The organism is Streptomyces sp. NPDC058195, from assembly GCF_042883525.1.
In the GTDB taxonomy this organism is placed as follows: Bacteria; Actinomycetota; Actinomycetes; order Streptomycetales; family Streptomycetaceae; genus Streptomyces.
This window is the reverse complement of sequence record NZ_JBHVVM010000014.1, coordinates 137,715-154,814: the sequence shown is the minus strand read 5'-3', so window position 1 is coordinate 154,814 and position 17,100 is coordinate 137,715. Positions and strand designations below refer to the sequence as shown.

Sequence of the window (17,100 nt, the reverse complement as noted above, 5' to 3'; positions counted from 1 at the left end):
CGCTCACACCCCGGCGGGCTCGTCCTCCCCGATGAAGGTGCGCCACAGCACGGCGTAACGCCCGTCCCTGGCGAGGAGTTCGTCGTGGGTGCCGTCCTCGACGACCCGGCCGTGGTCCATCACCACGACCCGGTCGGCGCGGGCGGCCGTGGTCAGCCGGTGGGCGACGACCAGGGTGGTGCGGCGGCCGGCCAGCCGGTCGGTCGCCTGGTTGACCAGGGCCTCGCTGGCCAGGTCCAGGGAGGCGGTCGCCTCGTCGAGCAGCAGGATGTCGGGGTCGACGAGTTCGGCGCGGGCCAGGGCGATCAGCTGGCGCTGCCCGGCCGAGAGGTTGCGTCCGCGCTCGGCCACCTCGTGCAGGTATCCGCCGTCCAGGGTGGCGATCATGTCGTGGGCGCCGACCGCCCGCGCCGCCGCCTCCACCTCCGCGTCGGTGGCATCGGGCCGCCCGTAGGCGATGGCGTCGCGGACCGTGCCCGCGAAGAGGTACGCCTCCTGCGGGACGACCCCGAGCCGGTGCCGGTACGCGGTGAGGTCGAAGCGGCGCAGATCGGTGCCGTCGGCGGTGACCCGGCCGCCCGTCGGGTCGTAGAACCGGGCGACGAGCTTGACCAGGGTGGACTTGCCCGCACCGGTCTCGCCGACGAAGGCGACCGTCTGCCCGGCCGGTATCCGCAGCCCGACGCCGGTCAGCGCCTCCTCGGCGTCCCCGCCGTCCGCCGCTCCGCCGCCCCCGTACGCGAAGGAGACGTCCTCGAAGGCGATCTCGCCGCGCAGCGACGGCACGTCCAGCGGTGCGTCGGCGCTCTTCGTGGAGGTCGGTTCGCGCAGCAGTTCCTGGATGCGGCCGAGGGAGACGGTGGCCTGCTGGTAGCCGTCGAAGACCTGGGAGAGCTGCTGGACCGGGGCGAAGAACAGGTCGATGTAGAGCAGGTAGGCGACCAGCGCGCCGGTGGTGAGGGTGCCGTGGTCGACCCGGCCCGCGCCGACGATCAGCACGGCCGCGGCGGCCACCGAGGACAGCAGCTGCACGAACGGGAAGTAGACCGAGATCAGCCACTGGCCGCGTACCCGGGCCTCGCGGTAGTGGTCGCTGCGTCCGGCGAACCGTTCGGCCCCGTCGTGCTCGCGGCGGAAGGCCTGCACGATCCGCAGCCCGGAGACGGACTCCTGGAGGTCGGCGTTGACCACGCTGATGCGTTCCCGGGCCAGTTCGTAGGCCTGGACGCTCCTGCGGCGGAAGAAGAACGTGCCGACGATCAGCACCGGCAGCGTCGCGAAGACCACCAGGGCCAGCTGCACGTCCAGCACCAGCAGCGCGACCATGATGCCGAAGAAGGTGACGACCGAGACGAACGCGGTGACCAGTCCGGTCTGCAGGAACGTGGAGAGCGCGTCCACGTCCGTGGTCATCCGGGTCATGATGCGGCCGGTCAGCTCGCGCTCGTAGTAGTCCAGGCCGAGCCGCTGGAGCTGCGCGAAGATCTTCAGCCGCAGCGAGTACAGCACCCGTTCACCGGTGCGGCCGGTCATCCGGGTCTCGCCGATCTGGGCCGCCCACTGGACCAGGACGACCACCAGGGCCAGTGCGGACGCCGCCCAGACCGCGCCGAGCGCCAGCTGCGAGACGCCCTGGTCGATGCCGTGCCGGATCAGGACCGGCAGCAGCAGTCCGGCTCCCGCGTCGACCGCGACCAGCCCCAGGCTCACCAGCAGCGGCAGCCCGAAGCCGCGCAGCAGCCTGCGCAGCCCGTAGGAGTCCTCGGGGCGGACGGCCAGGGCCTCGTCGATGCCGGGGGTGTCGGTGGCGGGCGGCAGCGCCTCGACCTGGGCGAGCAGCTCGGGGGTGGCGGGCATCCCGGCCGCCGCGGTGTCGCCGGGCTCCTCCTTGCGGACCCACAGGTGGGGGCTTATGCCGCGCTCGGCGTCGAACTCGGCGTCCAGCTCCTCCTGGAGGGCCCGGTCGTCCTCGGGGCCGGGGGCGGCGGGGGTGAGCGGCCGGTGGCCGGGCGAGGTGCCGCCCAGCCCGTCGGGGTCGGTGAGAAGGCGCCGGTAGAGCGGCGAGCGGCGTTCCAGCTCCTCGTGTGTGCCGATGTCGGCGAGGCGGCCGTTCTCCAGGACGGCGATCCGGTCGGCGAGGCCCAGGGTCGAGCGGCGGTGGGCGATCAGCAGGGTGGTCCGCCCGGCCATCACCTGGCGCAGCGCCTCGTGGATCTCGTGCTCGACGCGGGCGTCGATGGCGGAGGTCGCGTCGTCGAGGAGGAGCAGCCGGGGGTCGGTGAGGATGGCGCGGGCGAGCGCGACGCGCTGGCGCTGGCCGCCCGAGAGGGTGAGTCCGTGTTCGCCGACCTTGGTGTCGTAGCCCTCGGGCAGTGCGGCGATGAAGCGGTCGGCCTGGGCGGCGCGGGCCGCCGCCTCGATCTGCTCCTGGGTGGCGTCGGGGACGCCGTAGGCGATGTTGGCGCGGACGGTGTCGGAGAACAGGAAGCTGTCCTCCGGTACGAGTCCGATGGCGGCGCGCAGCGAGGACTGGGTGAGTTCGCGGACGTCGTGGCCGCCGACCAGGACGGCGCCGTGCGTCACGTCGTAGAAGCGGGGCAGCAGGAGGGAGACGGTGGACTTGCCGCTGCCCGAGGCGCCGACGACGGCGACGGTCTCGCCGGGCTCGATGGTCAGTGAGAAGCCGTCGAGGACGGGGCGCTCCTCGGTGTAGCCGAAGCGGACGTCGTCGAACTCGACGCGCGCGGGGGCGTCGGCCGGGAGTTCCCTGGTGCCGTCCTTCATGGCCGGCTCGGTGTCGATGAGTTCCAGGACGCGTTCGACACCGGCGCGGGCCTGCTGGCCCACGGTGAGGACCATGGCGAGCATCCGGACCGGGCCGACGAGCTGGGCGAGGTAGGTGGAGAACGCGACGAAGGTGCCGAGGGTGATCTGGCCCCGGGTGGCGAGCCAGCCGCCGAGCGCCAGCATGGCGACCTGGCCGAGCGCGGGGACGGCCTGGAGGGCGGGGGTGTAGCGGGAGTTCAGCCGGATCGTGCGGAGCCGTCCGGCGAAGAGGCGGCGCCCGACCTCGCGGAGCTTGCCGGTCTCCTGCTCCTCCTGCCCGAAGCCCTTGACGACCCGGACGCCGGAGACGGCCCCGTCGACGACTCCGGCGACGGCGGCGGCCTGCCCCTGGGCGTACCAGGTGGCGGGGAAGAGGCGGGCGCGGGAGCGGCGGGCGATGTACCAGAGGGCGGGGGCGACGGCGACCGCGACCAGGGTCAGCAGCGGGGACAGCCACGCCATGATCACCAGGGAGATGACGAAGAGCAGGACGTTCCCGATGGTCATCGGGAGCATGAACAGGAGGCTCTGGATCAGCTGGAGGTCGCTGGTGGCGCGGCCGACGACCTGTCCGGTGGACAGCTCGTCCTGCCGTTTCCCGTCGAGCCGGGTGATCGTCCCGTACATCTCGGTACGGAGGTCGTGCTGTACGTCGAGGGCGAGCCTGCCTCCGTAGTAGCGGCGGATGTAGGTGGCTATGTAGACGAGCACGGCGGCGGCTATGAGGAGCCCGGTCCAGGTGGCGAGGGACCTGGTGTGGCCGACCACGACATCGTCGATGATCACCTTGGTGATCAGCGGGACGAGGGCCATCACCGCCATGCCCGCGAGCGACGAGCCGAGCGCCAGCAGCACATTGCGCCGGTAGCGCCATGCGTAGCCGCACAGGCGCCGGGCCCAGCCCTGGGTCCGTGTCACGCTCTGTGCGTCCTCTGCGTCCGTCACCGGTGCCTCCCGTCAGACCTGGTCTACCGGAAGGCACCAACGCGGTGGGCTGCGGATTTCATCCCGCCGTAACAAAGACGGGCCCTTGGCGGCGGGCGGGTGCTACGACCGGGGTGTGGCGGTGAGCATGCGGACGGCCGGGGCCTCCGGTACCGCGGGCACGGCCTCCTGCGGGGCGGCGGGCGGGGCGACGGTCGTGGTGGTGCGCGCGGCGACCGCCGGGCTGAGGTCCTTGTGCACGGCGCGGGCGACGGCCTGGATGGTGTTGACGCCGTCGTTCATCGTCTTGTTGTCGTGGGTGAGCACGGTGATCGCGTAGTCGTGCCCCTTGCCGGTGAAGGCGCCGATGCTGTGCACCCGCCAGCCGTGGGTGGCGCGCGGCAGCCAGCCGTTCTTGACCTGGACGGTCACCCCGGAGGGGGCTCCGGCCGGGGTGCCCCAGCGCTGCGAGGCGACGACCTTCTTCATCAGCCCGAGCTCGTAGGCGCGGGAGTTGTCGCTGAGCACGCTGTTCTTCACGGTCAGCAGGTGCAGCAGCCGCAGCTCGTCCTGGGCGGTGATCCGGGTGAGCCCCCAGTAGCCGCCCGAGCCGGGCACCGTGTGCGTCATCCCGGCGGCCTTGAGGAACGCCTTGACCTTGGTCACGCCCAGCTGCTTCCACAGGCTCGTGGTCGCGTCGTTGTCGGACTTGGTGATCATGGCGGTGGCGAGGTTGATCTCGCGCTGGGTCAGGTAGCGGTTGTGCTTCTTGTTGTCCCAGAGCAGCGTGGCCAGCACGGTCGCCTTCACCACGCTGGCGGAGTCGTACGTGCTCGTGGCCCGCAGGGTGCAGCTGGTCTTGGTCGTGCGGTCGTAGAGCGCCACGGCCGTGGTCGACTTGCGGCCCTTGAGCGCGGCGGTGATGTCCTTCGACAGCTTGGCGGCGAGTCCCGCCTTGCCGGAGGTGCAGCTCACCGTCGGTGTCGCCGCGGCGGCGGGTGCGGCGCCGAGCGCCACCGGCACGAGTACGCCGGCGGCGAGCACGACGGACAGCGCGCCCCGCGCACGGCGGGATATGTGGGATCCGTTCATGAGGCTTCCCCCTGAGTCGGTGTTCCGGGCGCGCCCCCGGCACGCCCGAAACAAATGACTCCTGGGAAGCGGAAAAGTTGTACGAGACACGCGTCAGGCGGCACACATCACCCTGCGGGGTGCACCGGTGTCGTACAGGCGGCTCAGTCCGGCCGCCGGGCCCTCAGGCCGCGTTCCGGGAGCTCACTTCGTCCGGGAGGCGGCGATCTGCCGGGACATGATCGTGGTCAGCTCGTACGCGGTGTGGGAGGCGGCGACGGAGGTGATCTCGGCGTGGTCGTACGCGGGGGCGACCTCGACCAGGTCGGCGGAGACCAGATGGCAGGAGGCGAGTCCGCGGACGATCTCCAGGAGCTCGCGGGAGGTCAGCCCACCCGCCTCGGGGGTGCCGGTGCCGGGCGCGTGCGCCGGGTCCAGGACGTCGATGTCGATGGAGATGTACAGCGGCCGGTCACCGATCCGCTGACGGAGCTGGTCGGCGATCTCGTCGACGCCGCGCCGCATGACGTCGGCGGAGGTCACGATGCCGAAGCCCATCTTCTCGTCGTCGGTGAGGTCCTGCTTGCCGTAGAGCGGGCCGCGGGTGCCGACGTGGGAGAGCGCGGAGGTGTCGAGGATGCCCTCCTCGACGGCGCGGCGGAACGGGGTGCCGTGGGTGTACTCGGCGCCGAAGTAGGTGTCCCAGGTGTCGAGGTGGGCGTCGAAGTGGAGCAGGGCGACCGGGCCGTGCTTCTTCGCGACGGAACGCAGCAGCGGCAGGGCGATGGTGTGGTCGCCGCCGAGCGTCATCAGCCGGGCGCCGGTGCCGAGCAGGTCGTCGGCGGCGGCCTCGATCGTCTCGACGGCCTCGTTGATGTTGAACGGGTTGGCGGCGATGTCCCCGGCGTCGGCGACCTGCGCGAGCGCGAACGGCGAGGCGTCCTGCGCCGGGTTGTACGGGCGCAGCAGGCGCGAGGCCTCACGGATCGCGTTGCCGCCGAAGCGGGCACCGGGGCGGTAGGAGACGCCAGTGTCGAAGGGAACGCCGACGACGGCGACGTCGGTGGTGCCGACCTCGTCGAGGCGGGGCAGCCGGGCGAAGGTGGCGGGGCCCGCGTACCGGGGGACGCGGGAGGAGTCGACCGGTCCGCGCGGGGTTTCGTTGCTGCTCATGTGGGTGCCTTTCCTTCGCTTCTCGCTCACGTACGCGGCCCGGGTGCCACGAGGCGTCACGAGGTGTCATGAGGCATCACGTGGCGTCGTGACGTGGTGTGCGGTGTCACGGGCGGCGCGTGTGTCCGATGTTCCGACGTGAAGGAACGGTAGGTGGCCCACGAGCGGCACTGAAGAGTACGTTTCCTCCATCATCGCCCTCATCGATGGATGGATCGTCCATGTCGCACGTCCCGGGCGGGCCCGCCCTGCCGCCCACTCCCCCGGTCCCGCTCGCCGAACTGCTCGCCCGTGAGGAGCTGGGGCTGCGCCTGATCGCGGGCCCGGCCGAGGCGGAGCTGCTGTGGGTGCACACCTCGGAGATGGCCGATCCGTACCCGTACCTGCTCGGCGGCGAGCTGCTGCTGACCGCCGGGGTGCAGCTGACGGACCCGGACGCCTTCGTGGCCCGGCTGGTGGAGGCGGGAGCGGCGGCGCTGGGGTTCGGGGTGACGCCGGTGTTCGACACGGTGCCGAGGGGGCTGGCCGAGGCGTGCGAGCGGCACGGCCTGCCCCTGGTGGAGGTGGGGCCGGGTACCCCGTTCACGGCGATCGCCCGCGCGGTGTGGCGGCTGATGGCCGAGGCCCGCCTCCGCGAGCTGCGCCGGGTGTCACGGGCCCAGCAGGCGCTGGCCTCGGCGGCGGCCCGCCCCGACCCGGTCCCGGCGGTCCTGCGCCAGCTGGCGGCCCAGCTGGGCGGCCGGGCCGTCCTGCTGGCCGCCGACGGCGGGGAACTGCACGCCTTCGGCCCCGTCCCGGCCCCCGGCGTCCGGGCCGCGCTGGCCCGGCTGACCCGGGTGGTCGCGGCCGGGGAGCGCCCCGGCCCGGCGTCCGCCGGTGACACCGTGCGCGAGACCCGTCTGTCGGCGTATGCGCTGGGCGGCGGGCAGGGGCTCGTCCTGGCGCTGGCCACGGACCGGCGGGAGGCGGGCGACCACACGATCTCCGGGGTCGCGGTCGTGCTGCTGTCCCTGCTGGCCGCCCCGCACCAGGGCGCCGACGCGGCGGGCCGGTCGGCGGCCCTGGTGCGGCTGCTGCTGGGCGCGGGCCCGCAGGAGGTCGCGCCGCTGCTCGGCGGCGCCGAGGAGTGGACGGTGGTGCACGCGCGCCGCGGCGGGAGCGGCCCGGTGGACCCGCTGGCCGCGGGGGCGCTGGGCGGCGCGCTCGGTTCGGCCCTGGTGGACGCGGGACGGGGCGGCGACGCGGTACGGGTGCTGGTCCCCCGCCTTCCCGGCGGCGGCCGGATCACCCCGCAGCCGGGCTGGACCCTGGGCGCCTCCGCCCCCGTCGGCCTCGCCGGTCTCGCCGCCGCCGACCGGCAGGCCGCCCGCGCCCTGGGCCGCGCCGTCGCCACCCGCACCCCGCTGGCGCACCACCGCGACCCGGACCCGGCCGGTCTGGCCGCGCTGGTCCCCGCCGACCGGGCCGAGGCGCACGCCCACGCCCTGCTCGCCCCGCTCACCGAGCCGCTGGCCGAGACGCTGCGCTGCTGGCTGAGCCTGCACGGCAGCTGGGACCGCACGGCCGTGGCCCTGCGGATCCACCGCAACACGGTCCGCCAGCGCATCACCCGCTGCGCGGCCCTGCTGGACGCGGACCTGGACGACATGGACGTACGCGCGGAGCTGTGGTTCGCGCTGCGGACGCTGCGCTGAACGGTTCCCTTCCCCGGCTACCGCAGCCCGAGGCAGGGCAGCCAGTCGCGCGAGGTGGCGTGGGTGACGGTGAGCAGGGCGCCGAGCGCGCCCGGCGCGCCGTCGAGCAGGGCGGTGGACGGGCGGGCGGCGGCGAGGGCGCCGGGCAGCCGGCTGCTCAGGTGGTCGGTGAGACGGGCGACGAGCGGGGCGGCGGCGGGCACCCGGGCCCGGTGGTGGAAGGCGTCCGCCACGGCCAGCACGCCCGCCGCGCCGTGGCACAGCCCGAGCCGGTCGGTCAGCGGGGCGCCGAAGAGGTGGAAGTCCATGTCGTACCGCTCGGCGAGGGTGGTGAAGGCGTGCGACGCCCAGTCGGCGCCCGCCCGGTCGCCGAGGGCGTCGGCCGCGTCCCAGAGCGCCCAGGTGATGCCGGGGGCGCCGTAGCACCAGGCCTGCCGGGCCAGGGCGCCGGCGGGCGGCGGGCCGTCGAGCCCGGCCCCCTCCCAGCTGCGCACGGACCGGGCGTCGTCGAAGGACTGCCGGACCAGCCAGCGGGTGGCGCGGCGCAGGGCGTCCGTCAGCCGGGGGCGCGGCCCGGTGCGGCGGACCGCGGCGGTCAGCGCGGCGGTGAGCCCGGCCACGCCGTGGCCCATCCCGGTGTTGACGCGGCCCTGGAGCCAGCCCAGGCGGGGGTGGTCCGCGTACTGGCCGATGCGCAGCCGGCTCAGTTCGTCGTGGTCGCACAGCATCGCCACATGGGCGGCGAACGGCAGGAGCTGACGGCCGGTCGGCTCGGGGTCACCGGCGCAGAGGGCGAGCAGGGTGCCGGACGGGCCGCCGATGAGGTCGTAGTCGGGCAGGCCGACGTCCCTCGTGCGCCAGGGGTGTGCGGCGGCCCGGTCCAGGAGGTGGTCGCGCAGCCGGTCGGCGGCGCGGTGCAGCGGCGGGTGGACACGGGCGGCCATGCGCAGGCCGACGAACGTACCGGCCAGGCCGCCGTCGTACAGGCCGTGGTGGGAGGGGCCCCGGCCGACGGTGCGTGCCCAGGCCGCGACCGCGCGCCGGGCGCTCGCCGCGGCGCCCGCCTCGTGGGTCTCCCTGACCAGCGCGGCCAGGACGGGAACCCCGGGGTCGGGGGTGGCGTGGGGGCCCCGGGCGAAGTCGTCGAGGAACCGGATGGCGAGATCGAGGGCGGCCCGGCGGGGCGGGGCCTGGTTGCCTGGATGCATCGGAGCTCCTCGTCGGGGAGCCACCCGTACCGGTCCGGGTGGCTCCGTTCATCGCAACGGCGGACACGGGGTGTCCGGGTGGGGGGCTGTCAGCAGTTGATGACGGAACCGCAGATGGTCGAGTTGCCGCAGACGACGGCAGTGGCGCAGAGCAGCGTGTCGCTGGCCTCCACGGCGGGCAGGTCGGCGCTGGTGATCCGCTCGTCCAGCTCGTCGATCAGCGTGTCGAGGTCGGTGAGTTCGATGAGGGGCATGGTGGTTCCTCCTGTTTCCCTGGTGTTCCCTGTGGTGCGTCGGCCGCCCCGGCATCCGGCGCACCAGGTGCGGCCGGGCCGGGGACGTCGGGGAGGAGGGCGGCGGCCGTGGCCGCCGTCTCCTGTGCGGTCCGGTCGAAGGGAATCCTGAGCAGCAGACCGGCGGCCACCGGTGCGCCCCGGTGCAGCGCGTCGCGCAGCACCGGTCCCCGCTGCCCGGCCCCGGGGCCGGGCAGCATCTCCTCCAGGACCAGTTCGTCACCGGGGGCGGCGCAGGTCCGCTCGATGACGTTGAGGGCGGTCAGCGCGTCGAGGTCGGCCGGTACCGGCTTCGCCCCGAACCCCGGCCGTACGAAGACGAAGCGCGGCAGCCCCGCGGAGCGCCGGAGCGAGCCGAGGGCCCGCACCCGGTCGAGGTCGTCGTCCCCCCGCCGCCCCAGCAGGGCGCGCGGCACCCGCCAGGCGGCCGGGCTGACCACCAGGTCGCGGCCGGCCGTCACGCGCGGCGCGCGGGTGACGGCGGGGCCCGCGGGGAAGGCCTCGGCGAGCCCGTCCAGGGCGATCACCGTGCCCGCCCAGGGGTGCCCGGCGGCGAGCAGCAGCCGCACCAGCCGGTCGTAGGGCGGCATCGGGTTGCGGGTGGCGTGGTGGACGGGCACCAGGCGCACGCCGTCCGCCTCCGCGACGATCCGGCGGCCCGACCGCCGCAGGGTGATGCGGTCCAGCGGCAGGTAGCGCTGCCCGGCGCCGCCGGGCGGGAAGTACGCGGCCGGGTTGGGGTCGCCCGTCCACCAGCGGGTGAGGACGGGGCGCCGGACGGTGTTGGCGGCGCGGCCGTCGGCCGAGGGCACCAGCAGTTCGACGAACCGCACCCCCGAGCGCTGTTCCACGGCGGCCAGGAACTCCCGGTAGGCGTCGGCGGTGTCGTAGCCGCCGTGCAGGGCCCGGAGCGCCTCGGTGAACCGGGCGTCGACGATCCCGGCGGGCGAGGCCGTCTCCAGCACCGCGAGCGGCCCCGGCCCGGCCATCGGGCGCAGCAGGCAGTCCAGTGGCCAGGGCGGCACCACGTCGTCGGCCGGTGGTGCCCCGAGCACGTCCAGCAGCGCGTCGTCCACGTCCACGCACGGTTCGCCGGCGCGGGCGGCGAGGTGGGCGAGGAGGTGGGCGTATCCGGACGCGGGGTCGTGCGCCGGGTGCCAGCCGGGGTGGCGGTGCGGGCCCCGGGCGGGCGGCGCGGGCTCGTCCGGGGCCAGCAGCCCGGCCAGGATCTCGCCGAGCGGGCGCGGGCGCGCGCCGAGCCCCTCGGTGCCGGGGACGGGGGGTGGCGCGCCGGCTCCGGTGGCCCGGTCGGCGCGGCGCAGGGCGGCGAGGCGGTGGGCGGTGCGCAGGGCTCGCTGGACGCGGGCGGCGGCCGGTCCGGGAACCCGGGCACCCAGGGCGCGGTGCGAGTCGAGGAACCGCTCGCCGTCCGTCCCGGGCTCCGTCCACCGGTCCGCGGGGCGGGGCAGGGCACCGGAGGAGGCGGCCCGGACGGCCGGGGACCAGGGCGTGTGGTGGCGGCGCGGGGCCACACAGAGCTGGAGCACGCCCAGGCGGGCCAGGTGGGTGAGGAAGCCGCGCAGGACGGCGGGGTCAGAGACCGGCAGCGCGCGTTCCAGTTCCGCGAGGGTGCGGGGCCCCTGGGTGAGCACGGTGAGGACGCGGTCGAGGAACGCGGTGCGCCGCAGGACGGTCTGCCGCAGCCGTCCGGGGTCGTCGGGGTCGATCGCGTAGCAGCGCAGTGCGCCGGCCGCGCCCGCCGGGGGGACGCCGTCCCGGCCGCCGCCCCGGCTTCCGCCTTCGGTGACGTACAGCGGGGCGAGGGCCAGGGCGGTCGCCGGGTCGGCGGTCAGCAGATCCCGGGCGGCGGCCCGGGTCCGTACCGTGTGGACGTTCTCCACGACGGCGGCGGCCAGCGCGGCGAGCTCGGCGCCGGGGGTGAGGAGGCGCCCGTCCGCCGCCGGACCGCCGACCGGGACCGGGGCGACCTGCCCCACCCAGCCGCGCGGCGTGGTCTTCACGGCGGCCCGGCCCAGCACCCGCCACAGATAGGCGGACCGTTTGCGCAGCCGCTTCCCGCTCCACCGCTCCCCGGCGGCCAGCCGGGCGGTCACCTCCGCCACCAGCCCGGGGCTCGCCGTGTCCAGGAACTCCCTCAGCACCGGGTCGGCGCGGACCAGCGACCAGCCGAGCGCCGCGACCCGCTCGCGCTCCGCCACGATCTCCCGTTCCAGAGCCGCCCGGTCCTCCCGGGCCGGTCCGGCCGCCCCGCACAGCTCGGCCGCCTCGTGGACCAGCCCGGCGGGAGCGACGGGCAGTGCCGCCAGGAAGCCGTGGTCCGCGGGGGTGGGCGCCGAGCCCGCGTGGAGCCGCCGCCGCAGGGCGAGGACGGCACGGCGCTCGGGGCCCGTCAGGCCCGGGTCGGGGACGAGGGCGCCCAGCTCCCCGGCCAGCCGCCGGGCGCGCGCGGCCCGCCGCTCGGCGTCGTCGGCGTGCGCGACGACCCGGCCGAACAGTCCGGAGCCGCCCGCGGCCGCCCACATCGCACAGGGGACGCCACACGCGCGGACCAGGGCGGTGGCACCCAGCAGCGGCCCTCGGTCCGCGCCGGAACGAACGGGCTCGGGGGCGGGCACGGGGGGGCCGGCCATGTCAGTCCACCGCCCCGTCGTCGGCCAGCGCCTCGGTGATCAGGCTCTGCCGGGCGTAGGAGAACCGGCCCCGGTTCCAGTGGAAGATCACGGCGTAGGCGGCGGCGCGGCGCGGTCCGCGCACCGCGTCCCCGGACTCGAAGTAGCCGGTGCGCCAGTGGTCCGCGGCCCGGCGCACCGCGTCGCCGTGGCCGTCCACCCCTGCCCGCCACCCCTCGGGCAGGGTGTCGAGCAGGTGGGCGCGGGGCTGGCGCCAGTGGGCGCGGATGCCTTCGGCGGCGCGGCGCAGGGCGGCGTCGCGCAGCCCCTCGGACAGGCCGCGCCCGGTGTCGCTGCGCACCGCGTCCCAGACGCCCCGGTGCTCCCAGCCGACGATCCGGAGCCCGTCGAACATGTCCCGGAGCAGGAAGAGGGAGAGCCGCCAGTCGGCGGCACCGGTGCCGTCGCCGGGCCGCCGGGTGTGGTGGTCGAGCCAGGCCAGCGAGTCGGCGGTGAACAGCTCGTGCACCCCGGGCATGGAGGCGGGGCCGCCGAAGAGGTAGGACTCCGGTTCGTAGACCGCGCAGACGGGAGGCCCGGTCAGCCCGTCGAACTGCCGCAGTCTGCTGAGGAGTTCGTCCCGGAGCGGGACGGTGCCGCCCGCCCCGTACGCCTGGAACCGCACCCGCAGGCCCGGCGGCTTGTGCATGAAGAAGAAGGCGCGCGCGGTGTCGGCGCCGAGGAGGTCGTGCGCGGTGTCCGCGAGCCATTCGTACAGGCGCGGCCAGGCCGTCGGCCGTGGGGTCAGATTCACCTGAACCCAGCTCGCCTCCGGGTGCTTCACCCCCAGCATGGGACCTCCGTGTGTCGTACGGGTGCGGTGCGTGTGCCGTGTGCGGCTACAGGTGTGCGGCCGGGTGCGCGCGGGCAGACGCGTGGGCCGTGGTGCGCGCGAGGAGGGCGGAGGGCGGTGCGGAAAGACCGCCCGGCGGCGCCGCGGGACGCCGGATCCGCGGGGCCGCGACCGGCCCCGGATGCGCGCGGTGCCCACGGAGCTTCACGGTGGGGACCGGCTGCGCCGGACGGGTGCGGAACCGTCCTACTCGCCTGTGTCGGCCTTGCTCAGGCCCTTCACCTCTCTCATTTCCCGCAGAATCACCATTCGAAAGAGAGAGGGGCATTAGTCATATCTTGGATGGGTGTGCGCTTGGCGTGATCACGGCGGCGCGAGCGCGACCGGCCGCGCCGGTGCGCACCGGGACGCCGCACGCTCCGGCACGGCCCCCGGGCGTCCCCGGGCCCGCCCGCCCACCTCCGGACCGGTCCGGGCCGGTCCGGAGCGGTCCGGAGCGGCCAGTCCGGGCGTGCTGCGCATCACCTGGACAGCGCCGGTGACCGTTGGGTAACTTCTAACGGTCTGAGCAAGCGCTTAGCCAGGGTGGCCGAAGCCCGACCGCAGCCGACCAAGGAGGCATCCCGTGCGCCGTACGGTATTCAACGAGGACCACGAGGCGTTCCGGGAGACCATCCGCGCCTTCATCGAGGCCGAGGTCGTCCCGCACTACGACGAGTGGTTCCAGCAGGGCATCGTGCCGCGCGAGTTCTACGGCAAGCTCGCCGGCCTGGGCCTGTTCGGCATCAACGTGCCCGAGGAGTTCGGCGGCGCCGGACTGGAGACCCACAAGTTCGAGGCCATCCAGTACGAGGAGACGGCCCGCGCGGGCGTCAACTTCGGCGGGTCCAACGTGCACGTGCTGCTGGCCCTCCCGTACATCAAGACGCTGGCCACCGACGACCAGAAGAAGCGCTACCTGCCGAAGTTCGTCTCCGCCGAGGAGATGTGGGCGCTCGCGATGACCGAGCCGGGCACCGGCTCCGACCTCGCGGGGATGAAGACCACCGCCAAGCTCTCGGACGACGGCACCCACTACGTGCTCAACGGCTCCAAGACCTTCATCACCGGCGGTGTCCACGCCGACCGGGTCATCGTCTGCGCCCGCACCTCCGCGCCGACCGCCGAGGACCGCCGCTTCGGCATCTCGCTGTTCGCCGTCGACACCACGTCCGAGGGCTACTCGATAGGGCGCAAGCTCGACAAGCTGGGTCTGCGCACGTCCGACACCGCCGAGCTGGCGTTCGTCGACGTGAAGGTGCCCGTCGCGGACCTGCTCGGCGAGGAGAACAAGGGCTTCTACTACCTCGGCCAGAACCTGCCGTCCGAGCGGTGGGGCATCGCCCACGGCGCGTACGCGCAGGCCAAGGCCGCCGTCGCGTTCGCCAAGAGTTACGTCCAGGACCGCACGGTCTTCGGCAAGACGGTGGCGTCCTTCCAGAACACCAAGTTCGAACTGGCCGCCTGCCAGGCCGAGGTGGACGCCGCCGAGGCCGTCGCCGACCGCGCTCTGGAGGCGCTCGACGCCGGTGAGCTGAGCCCCGCCGAGGCCGCCTCCGCGAAGCTGTTCTGCACCGAGGTCGCGCACCGCGTCATCGACCGCTGCCTCCAGCTGCACGGCGGCTACGGCTACATGAACGAGTACCCGATCGCCCGCCTGTACGCGGACAACCGGGTCAACCGCATCTACGGCGGCACCAGCGAGGTCATGAAGTCGATCATCGCCAAGTCCATGGGCCTCTGAGCGGCGGACCCGTTCGTGCCATGAGCGCAGCACTCGATTCCCTGCTCGATCTGCTCGACCTGGAGCAGATCGAGCGGGACATCTTCCGGGGTACGAGCCGTTCCTCGCTCGTACCCCGCGTCTTCGGCGGCCAGGTCGCGGCCCAGGCGCTGGTCGCCGCGGGCCGCACCGTGCCCGCCGACCGGACCGCCCACTCCCTGCACGCGTACTTCCTGCGGGCGGGCGACCCGGGCGCGCCGATCGTCTACAGCGTCGACCGCATCCGCGACGGCCGCTCCTTCACCACCCGCCGGGTCGTCGCCGTCCAGCACGGCCAGCCGGTCTTCCACCTCTCGGCGTCCTTCCAGACGTACGAGGAGGGCCTGGAGCACCAGGTGGCGATGGCGTCCGCCCCGGATCCGCGGACGCTGCCGACGGCGGCGCAGATGCTGCCCCGCCACGCGGACCGGTTCAGCGACCCGGGCGTGGTGGACCGGCTGATCGAGGCGCGGGCCGCGGTCGACCTGCGGTACGTGGACGATCCGCCCTTCGCCACCGTCGGCGAACCCCGCGAGCCGCGCTCCCAGGTGTGGTTCCGCGCCAACGGCAAGCTCGCGGACGATCCGCTGCTCCATGTCTGCCTGGCGACGTACGTCTCCGACATGACGCTGCTCGATTCGGTGCTCCTCGCCCACGGGCGCGGCGGCTGGACGGTCGGCGACGTGGTCGGGGCGAGCCTGGACCACGCGATGTGGTTCCACCGGCCGTTCCGGGCCGACGAATGGCTGCTGTACGACCAGGAGTCGCCGTCCGCGTCCGGCGGGCGCGGCCTGGGCCAGGCCCGTATCCACACCGAGGACGGGCGGCTGGCGATCACCGTCATCCAGGAGGGCGTGGTCCGGGTGCCCCGGACCTGATCCGGGGCCGCCCGTTCAGGCCGACCGGTCCAGCGCCCGCATCTCCTCGGGGGTCATGCGGGCCGCCCGCGCCGCGAGGTGGTCCTGGATGGTCTTGTGCAGGAAGGCGTGGCCGTCCCCCACGCGGCGCATGATCGCCCGGTCGGTCGCGTAGTCGAGGAAGCCCCGCTGGAGGTAGTCCGCCAACGGCGACCCCACCAGCGGGAGGGGCACCTGGTAGAAGCCGACGAGGAGCCGGTAGACCCGGTTCGGCCTGCTGGCGGGATTCCCGGCCTCGTATCCGCTCAGTCGGCGCATGCCCCGGAACACCGGGTACATCCATGACGGCATCTGCTGCCTGACCACGTCGTCCGGTGCCTGGAGGACGATGCGCGTGAAGTCGTCCGCGTAGTACACCGTCGCGTGCGCCTCGCTGAGGACCCGGGCGAGCCGCAGCAGACCGGCCCGCACCTGGACGGCGGGGCGTTGGGGTGTGACCGGCCGCCCCTGCAGCGTCCGGTCCCGGTGGATCATGCGTTCGATGTAGGTGTCGAAGATGCGGCCCCTGCGCTCCTCCGTGTCGCCGAGGGCCGCGACCTCGTTCTCGTCCACGCCCTCGTAGGCGAGCGCGGCGACGCCCAGCATCAGCGGTGTGGTCAGCAGCCGGGCCAGCACCGGATCGGCGGCCGCGGCGACGGCCAGGCCGCGCAGCCCCTCGCCCGCGCTGCCGAGCAGCGCGTGCACGGCCGCGACGTCCATGGGCCGCACGCGGACCGCGCCGCTGACGGTGAGCCGCTCCCCCAGCTCGTCGTAGTCGGCCGAGCGGCACGAGACGGCGATCGGGCAGTGCGGGTACCACTCGGCGGAGAGCAGCCCGTTGACCGCGCGGACGCATTCGTCGCGCAGGCCCGGAGCGACCTCGTCGAGCCCGTCCAGCACGAGGGCGATGCCGTTGCCCCGGAGCAGCGCGAGGCCGGTTTCCCGGGAGACCCGGTACCGGCTGTGCAGCTCGTCGAGGACCCAGCGTGTCATCGGTCCGCCGTGCCAGTCCGTCAGCAGCAGGACCACCGGAACGGGAGCGGCGTCGTCCCGCTCGGCCGCCTCGGCCAGGTCCTTGGTCAGTTCGAGCATCCGCGAGGTCTTGCCCGCGCCGGGAGCGCCCAGGACGAGGAGCTGCCCGTGGTGACGGTCGAAGACCTCGCCGATCCGGGTTCCCGCGGGCAGCTCCACCCCGCCCTCCGGGCCTCCGGCCGCGAGCCGGGGGGCGCCCCAGGGGTCGTGCACGGCCGTCCGGTGCTCGGCGAGGCCCAGCTCGATCCGCACGGAGCGCTCCCAGGCCCGGTCCGCGCCGTCCGTCCAGCTGCGGCGCACCGCGTGCAGCAGCGCCGCGCGCACCCTGGCCCGCTCCTCGGCACCGAGCTCGAAGTCCGCCTCCCGAGGTACGAGGCCGCGCAGGTGAACGATGTAGAGGAGCAGGCCCACCACGGCGAAGGCGACGGCCGCGCCGATGACCAGCGCCTTGCGGCTCTCGCCCGCGAAGCCCTTGTAGATGTCGGGCAGCAGCCCGGCGGCGAGCTCCTGGAGAAGGAAGAGGGCGAGCAGGACGAGCAGCCCGGTGAGAACCGGCTTCTGCCCGCGTCCGCGCAACCGCCGCCCCGATGTGAACATGGGCCCCCCACGACACTGGACATTCGCGGCACAGAATAGCAACGGCGCGCGTGCGGGGCGGAGTTAAGGCTCCGCGCCCTGGCGGTTTCCAGAGGCCGCTCC

11 protein-coding genes are annotated in these 17,100 nt (G+C 74.4%); 3 read left to right on the top strand and 8 right to left on the bottom strand.

Annotated features, from left to right (window positions below):
* Positions 1 to 3: 3 nt before the first annotated feature.
* The 3 genes from ACFVWY_RS19410 to speB all read right to left on the bottom strand — a co-directional run bounded on the left by ACFVWY_RS19410 (position 4) and on the right by speB (position 5,994).
* Positions 4 to 3,744, bottom strand: a complete 3,741-nt coding sequence (locus ACFVWY_RS19410; protein ID WP_389873709.1) for an ABC transporter ATP-binding protein — start codon at positions 3,742 to 3,744, stop codon at positions 4 to 6.
* Between the two features lie 129 nt (positions 3,745 to 3,873).
* Positions 3,874 to 4,842, bottom strand: coding sequence for a serine hydrolase (locus ACFVWY_RS19405; protein ID WP_389873706.1), 969 nt, complete (start codon positions 4,840 to 4,842; stop codon positions 3,874 to 3,876).
* A gap of 183 nt (positions 4,843 to 5,025) precedes the next feature.
* Positions 5,026 to 5,994, bottom strand: coding sequence for an agmatinase (gene speB, locus ACFVWY_RS19400; protein WP_389873703.1), 969 nt, complete (start codon positions 5,992 to 5,994; stop codon positions 5,026 to 5,028).
* Between the two features lie 221 nt (positions 5,995 to 6,215).
* Here speB and ACFVWY_RS19395 point away from each other — a divergent pair, with 221 nt between their 5' ends.
* Entirely contained in the window at positions 6,216 to 7,688 is a 1,473-nt protein-coding gene (locus tag ACFVWY_RS19395) for a PucR family transcriptional regulator (RefSeq protein WP_389873700.1), read from the top strand.
* Positions 7,689 to 7,705: 17 nt separating this feature from the next.
* Here the strand turns inward: ACFVWY_RS19395 and ACFVWY_RS19390 are convergent, their stop codons facing one another.
* From ACFVWY_RS19390 to ACFVWY_RS19375, 4 genes are all read right to left on the bottom strand, one after another.
* Positions 7,706 to 8,896, bottom strand: a complete 1,191-nt coding sequence (locus ACFVWY_RS19390; RefSeq protein ID WP_389873698.1) for a lanthionine synthetase LanC family protein — start codon at positions 8,894 to 8,896, stop codon at positions 7,706 to 7,708.
* 89 nt (positions 8,897 to 8,985) lie between these two features.
* The gene (locus ACFVWY_RS19385) at positions 8,986 to 9,150 is read right to left on the bottom strand and encodes a hypothetical protein (protein ID WP_389873695.1); all 165 of its coding nucleotides are present in this window, start codon (positions 9,148 to 9,150) and stop codon (positions 8,986 to 8,988) included.
* Positions 9,114 to 11,840 carry a lantibiotic dehydratase gene (locus ACFVWY_RS19380; RefSeq protein ID WP_389873691.1) on the bottom strand — a complete coding sequence of 909 codons (2,727 nt, stop codon included), beginning with the start codon at positions 11,838 to 11,840 and terminating at the stop codon, positions 9,114 to 9,116. The genes ACFVWY_RS19385 and ACFVWY_RS19380 overlap by 37 nt, the downstream gene beginning before the upstream one ends.
* A 1-nt stretch (position 11,841) precedes the next feature.
* Entirely contained in the window at positions 11,842 to 12,672 is an 831-nt protein-coding gene (locus tag ACFVWY_RS19375; protein WP_389873689.1) for a thiopeptide-type bacteriocin biosynthesis protein, read from the bottom strand.
* A 625-nt stretch (positions 12,673 to 13,297) separates the two neighbouring features.
* On the opposite strand from ACFVWY_RS19375, the gene ACFVWY_RS19370 reads away from it, so the two are divergent.
* Positions 13,298 to 14,455, top strand: coding sequence for an acyl-CoA dehydrogenase family protein (locus ACFVWY_RS19370; RefSeq protein ID WP_389873687.1), 1,158 nt, complete (start codon positions 13,298 to 13,300; stop codon positions 14,453 to 14,455).
* Between the two features lie 20 nt (positions 14,456 to 14,475).
* A complete protein-coding gene (locus ACFVWY_RS19365) occupies positions 14,476 to 15,351 on the top strand; it encodes an acyl-CoA thioesterase (RefSeq protein WP_389873685.1) in 876 nt (291 codons plus the stop codon).
* 15 nt (positions 15,352 to 15,366) lie between these two features.
* Here ACFVWY_RS19365 and ACFVWY_RS19360 read toward each other — a convergent pair whose 3' ends face one another.
* On the bottom strand, positions 15,367 to 16,998 hold the full coding sequence (locus ACFVWY_RS19360; RefSeq protein WP_389873684.1) for an NACHT domain-containing protein: 1,632 nt from the start codon (positions 16,996 to 16,998) through the stop codon (positions 15,367 to 15,369).
* Positions 16,999 to 17,100: the final 102 nt, after the last annotated feature.

What these genes read in the sequence shown, in the direction of transcription:
- ACFVWY_RS19405 (WP_389873706.1), bottom strand. Translation starts at nt 4,842, where the DNA reads ATGAACGGATCCCACATATCCCGCCGTGCGCGGGGCGCGCTGTCCGTC.
- speB (WP_389873703.1), bottom strand. Translation starts at nt 5,994, where the DNA reads ATGAGCAGCAACGAAACCCCGCGCGGACCGGTCGACTCCTCCCGCGTC.
- ACFVWY_RS19395 (WP_389873700.1), top strand. Translation starts at nt 6,216, where the DNA reads ATGTCGCACGTCCCGGGCGGGCCCGCCCTGCCGCCCACTCCCCCGGTC.
- ACFVWY_RS19390 (WP_389873698.1), bottom strand. Translation starts at nt 8,896, where the DNA reads ATGCATCCAGGCAACCAGGCCCCGCCCCGCCGGGCCGCCCTCGATCTC.
- ACFVWY_RS19385 (WP_389873695.1), bottom strand. Translation starts at nt 9,150, where the DNA reads ATGCCCCTCATCGAACTCACCGACCTCGACACGCTGATCGACGAGCTG.
- ACFVWY_RS19380 (WP_389873691.1), bottom strand. Translation starts at nt 11,840, where the DNA reads ATGGCCGGCCCCCCCGTGCCCGCCCCCGAGCCCGTTCGTTCCGGCGCG.
- ACFVWY_RS19375 (WP_389873689.1), bottom strand. Translation starts at nt 12,672, where the DNA reads ATGCTGGGGGTGAAGCACCCGGAGGCGAGCTGGGTTCAGGTGAATCTG.
- ACFVWY_RS19365 (WP_389873685.1), top strand. Translation starts at nt 14,476, where the DNA reads ATGAGCGCAGCACTCGATTCCCTGCTCGATCTGCTCGACCTGGAGCAG.
- ACFVWY_RS19360 (WP_389873684.1), bottom strand. Translation starts at nt 16,998, where the DNA reads ATGTTCACATCGGGGCGGCGGTTGCGCGGACGCGGGCAGAAGCCGGTT.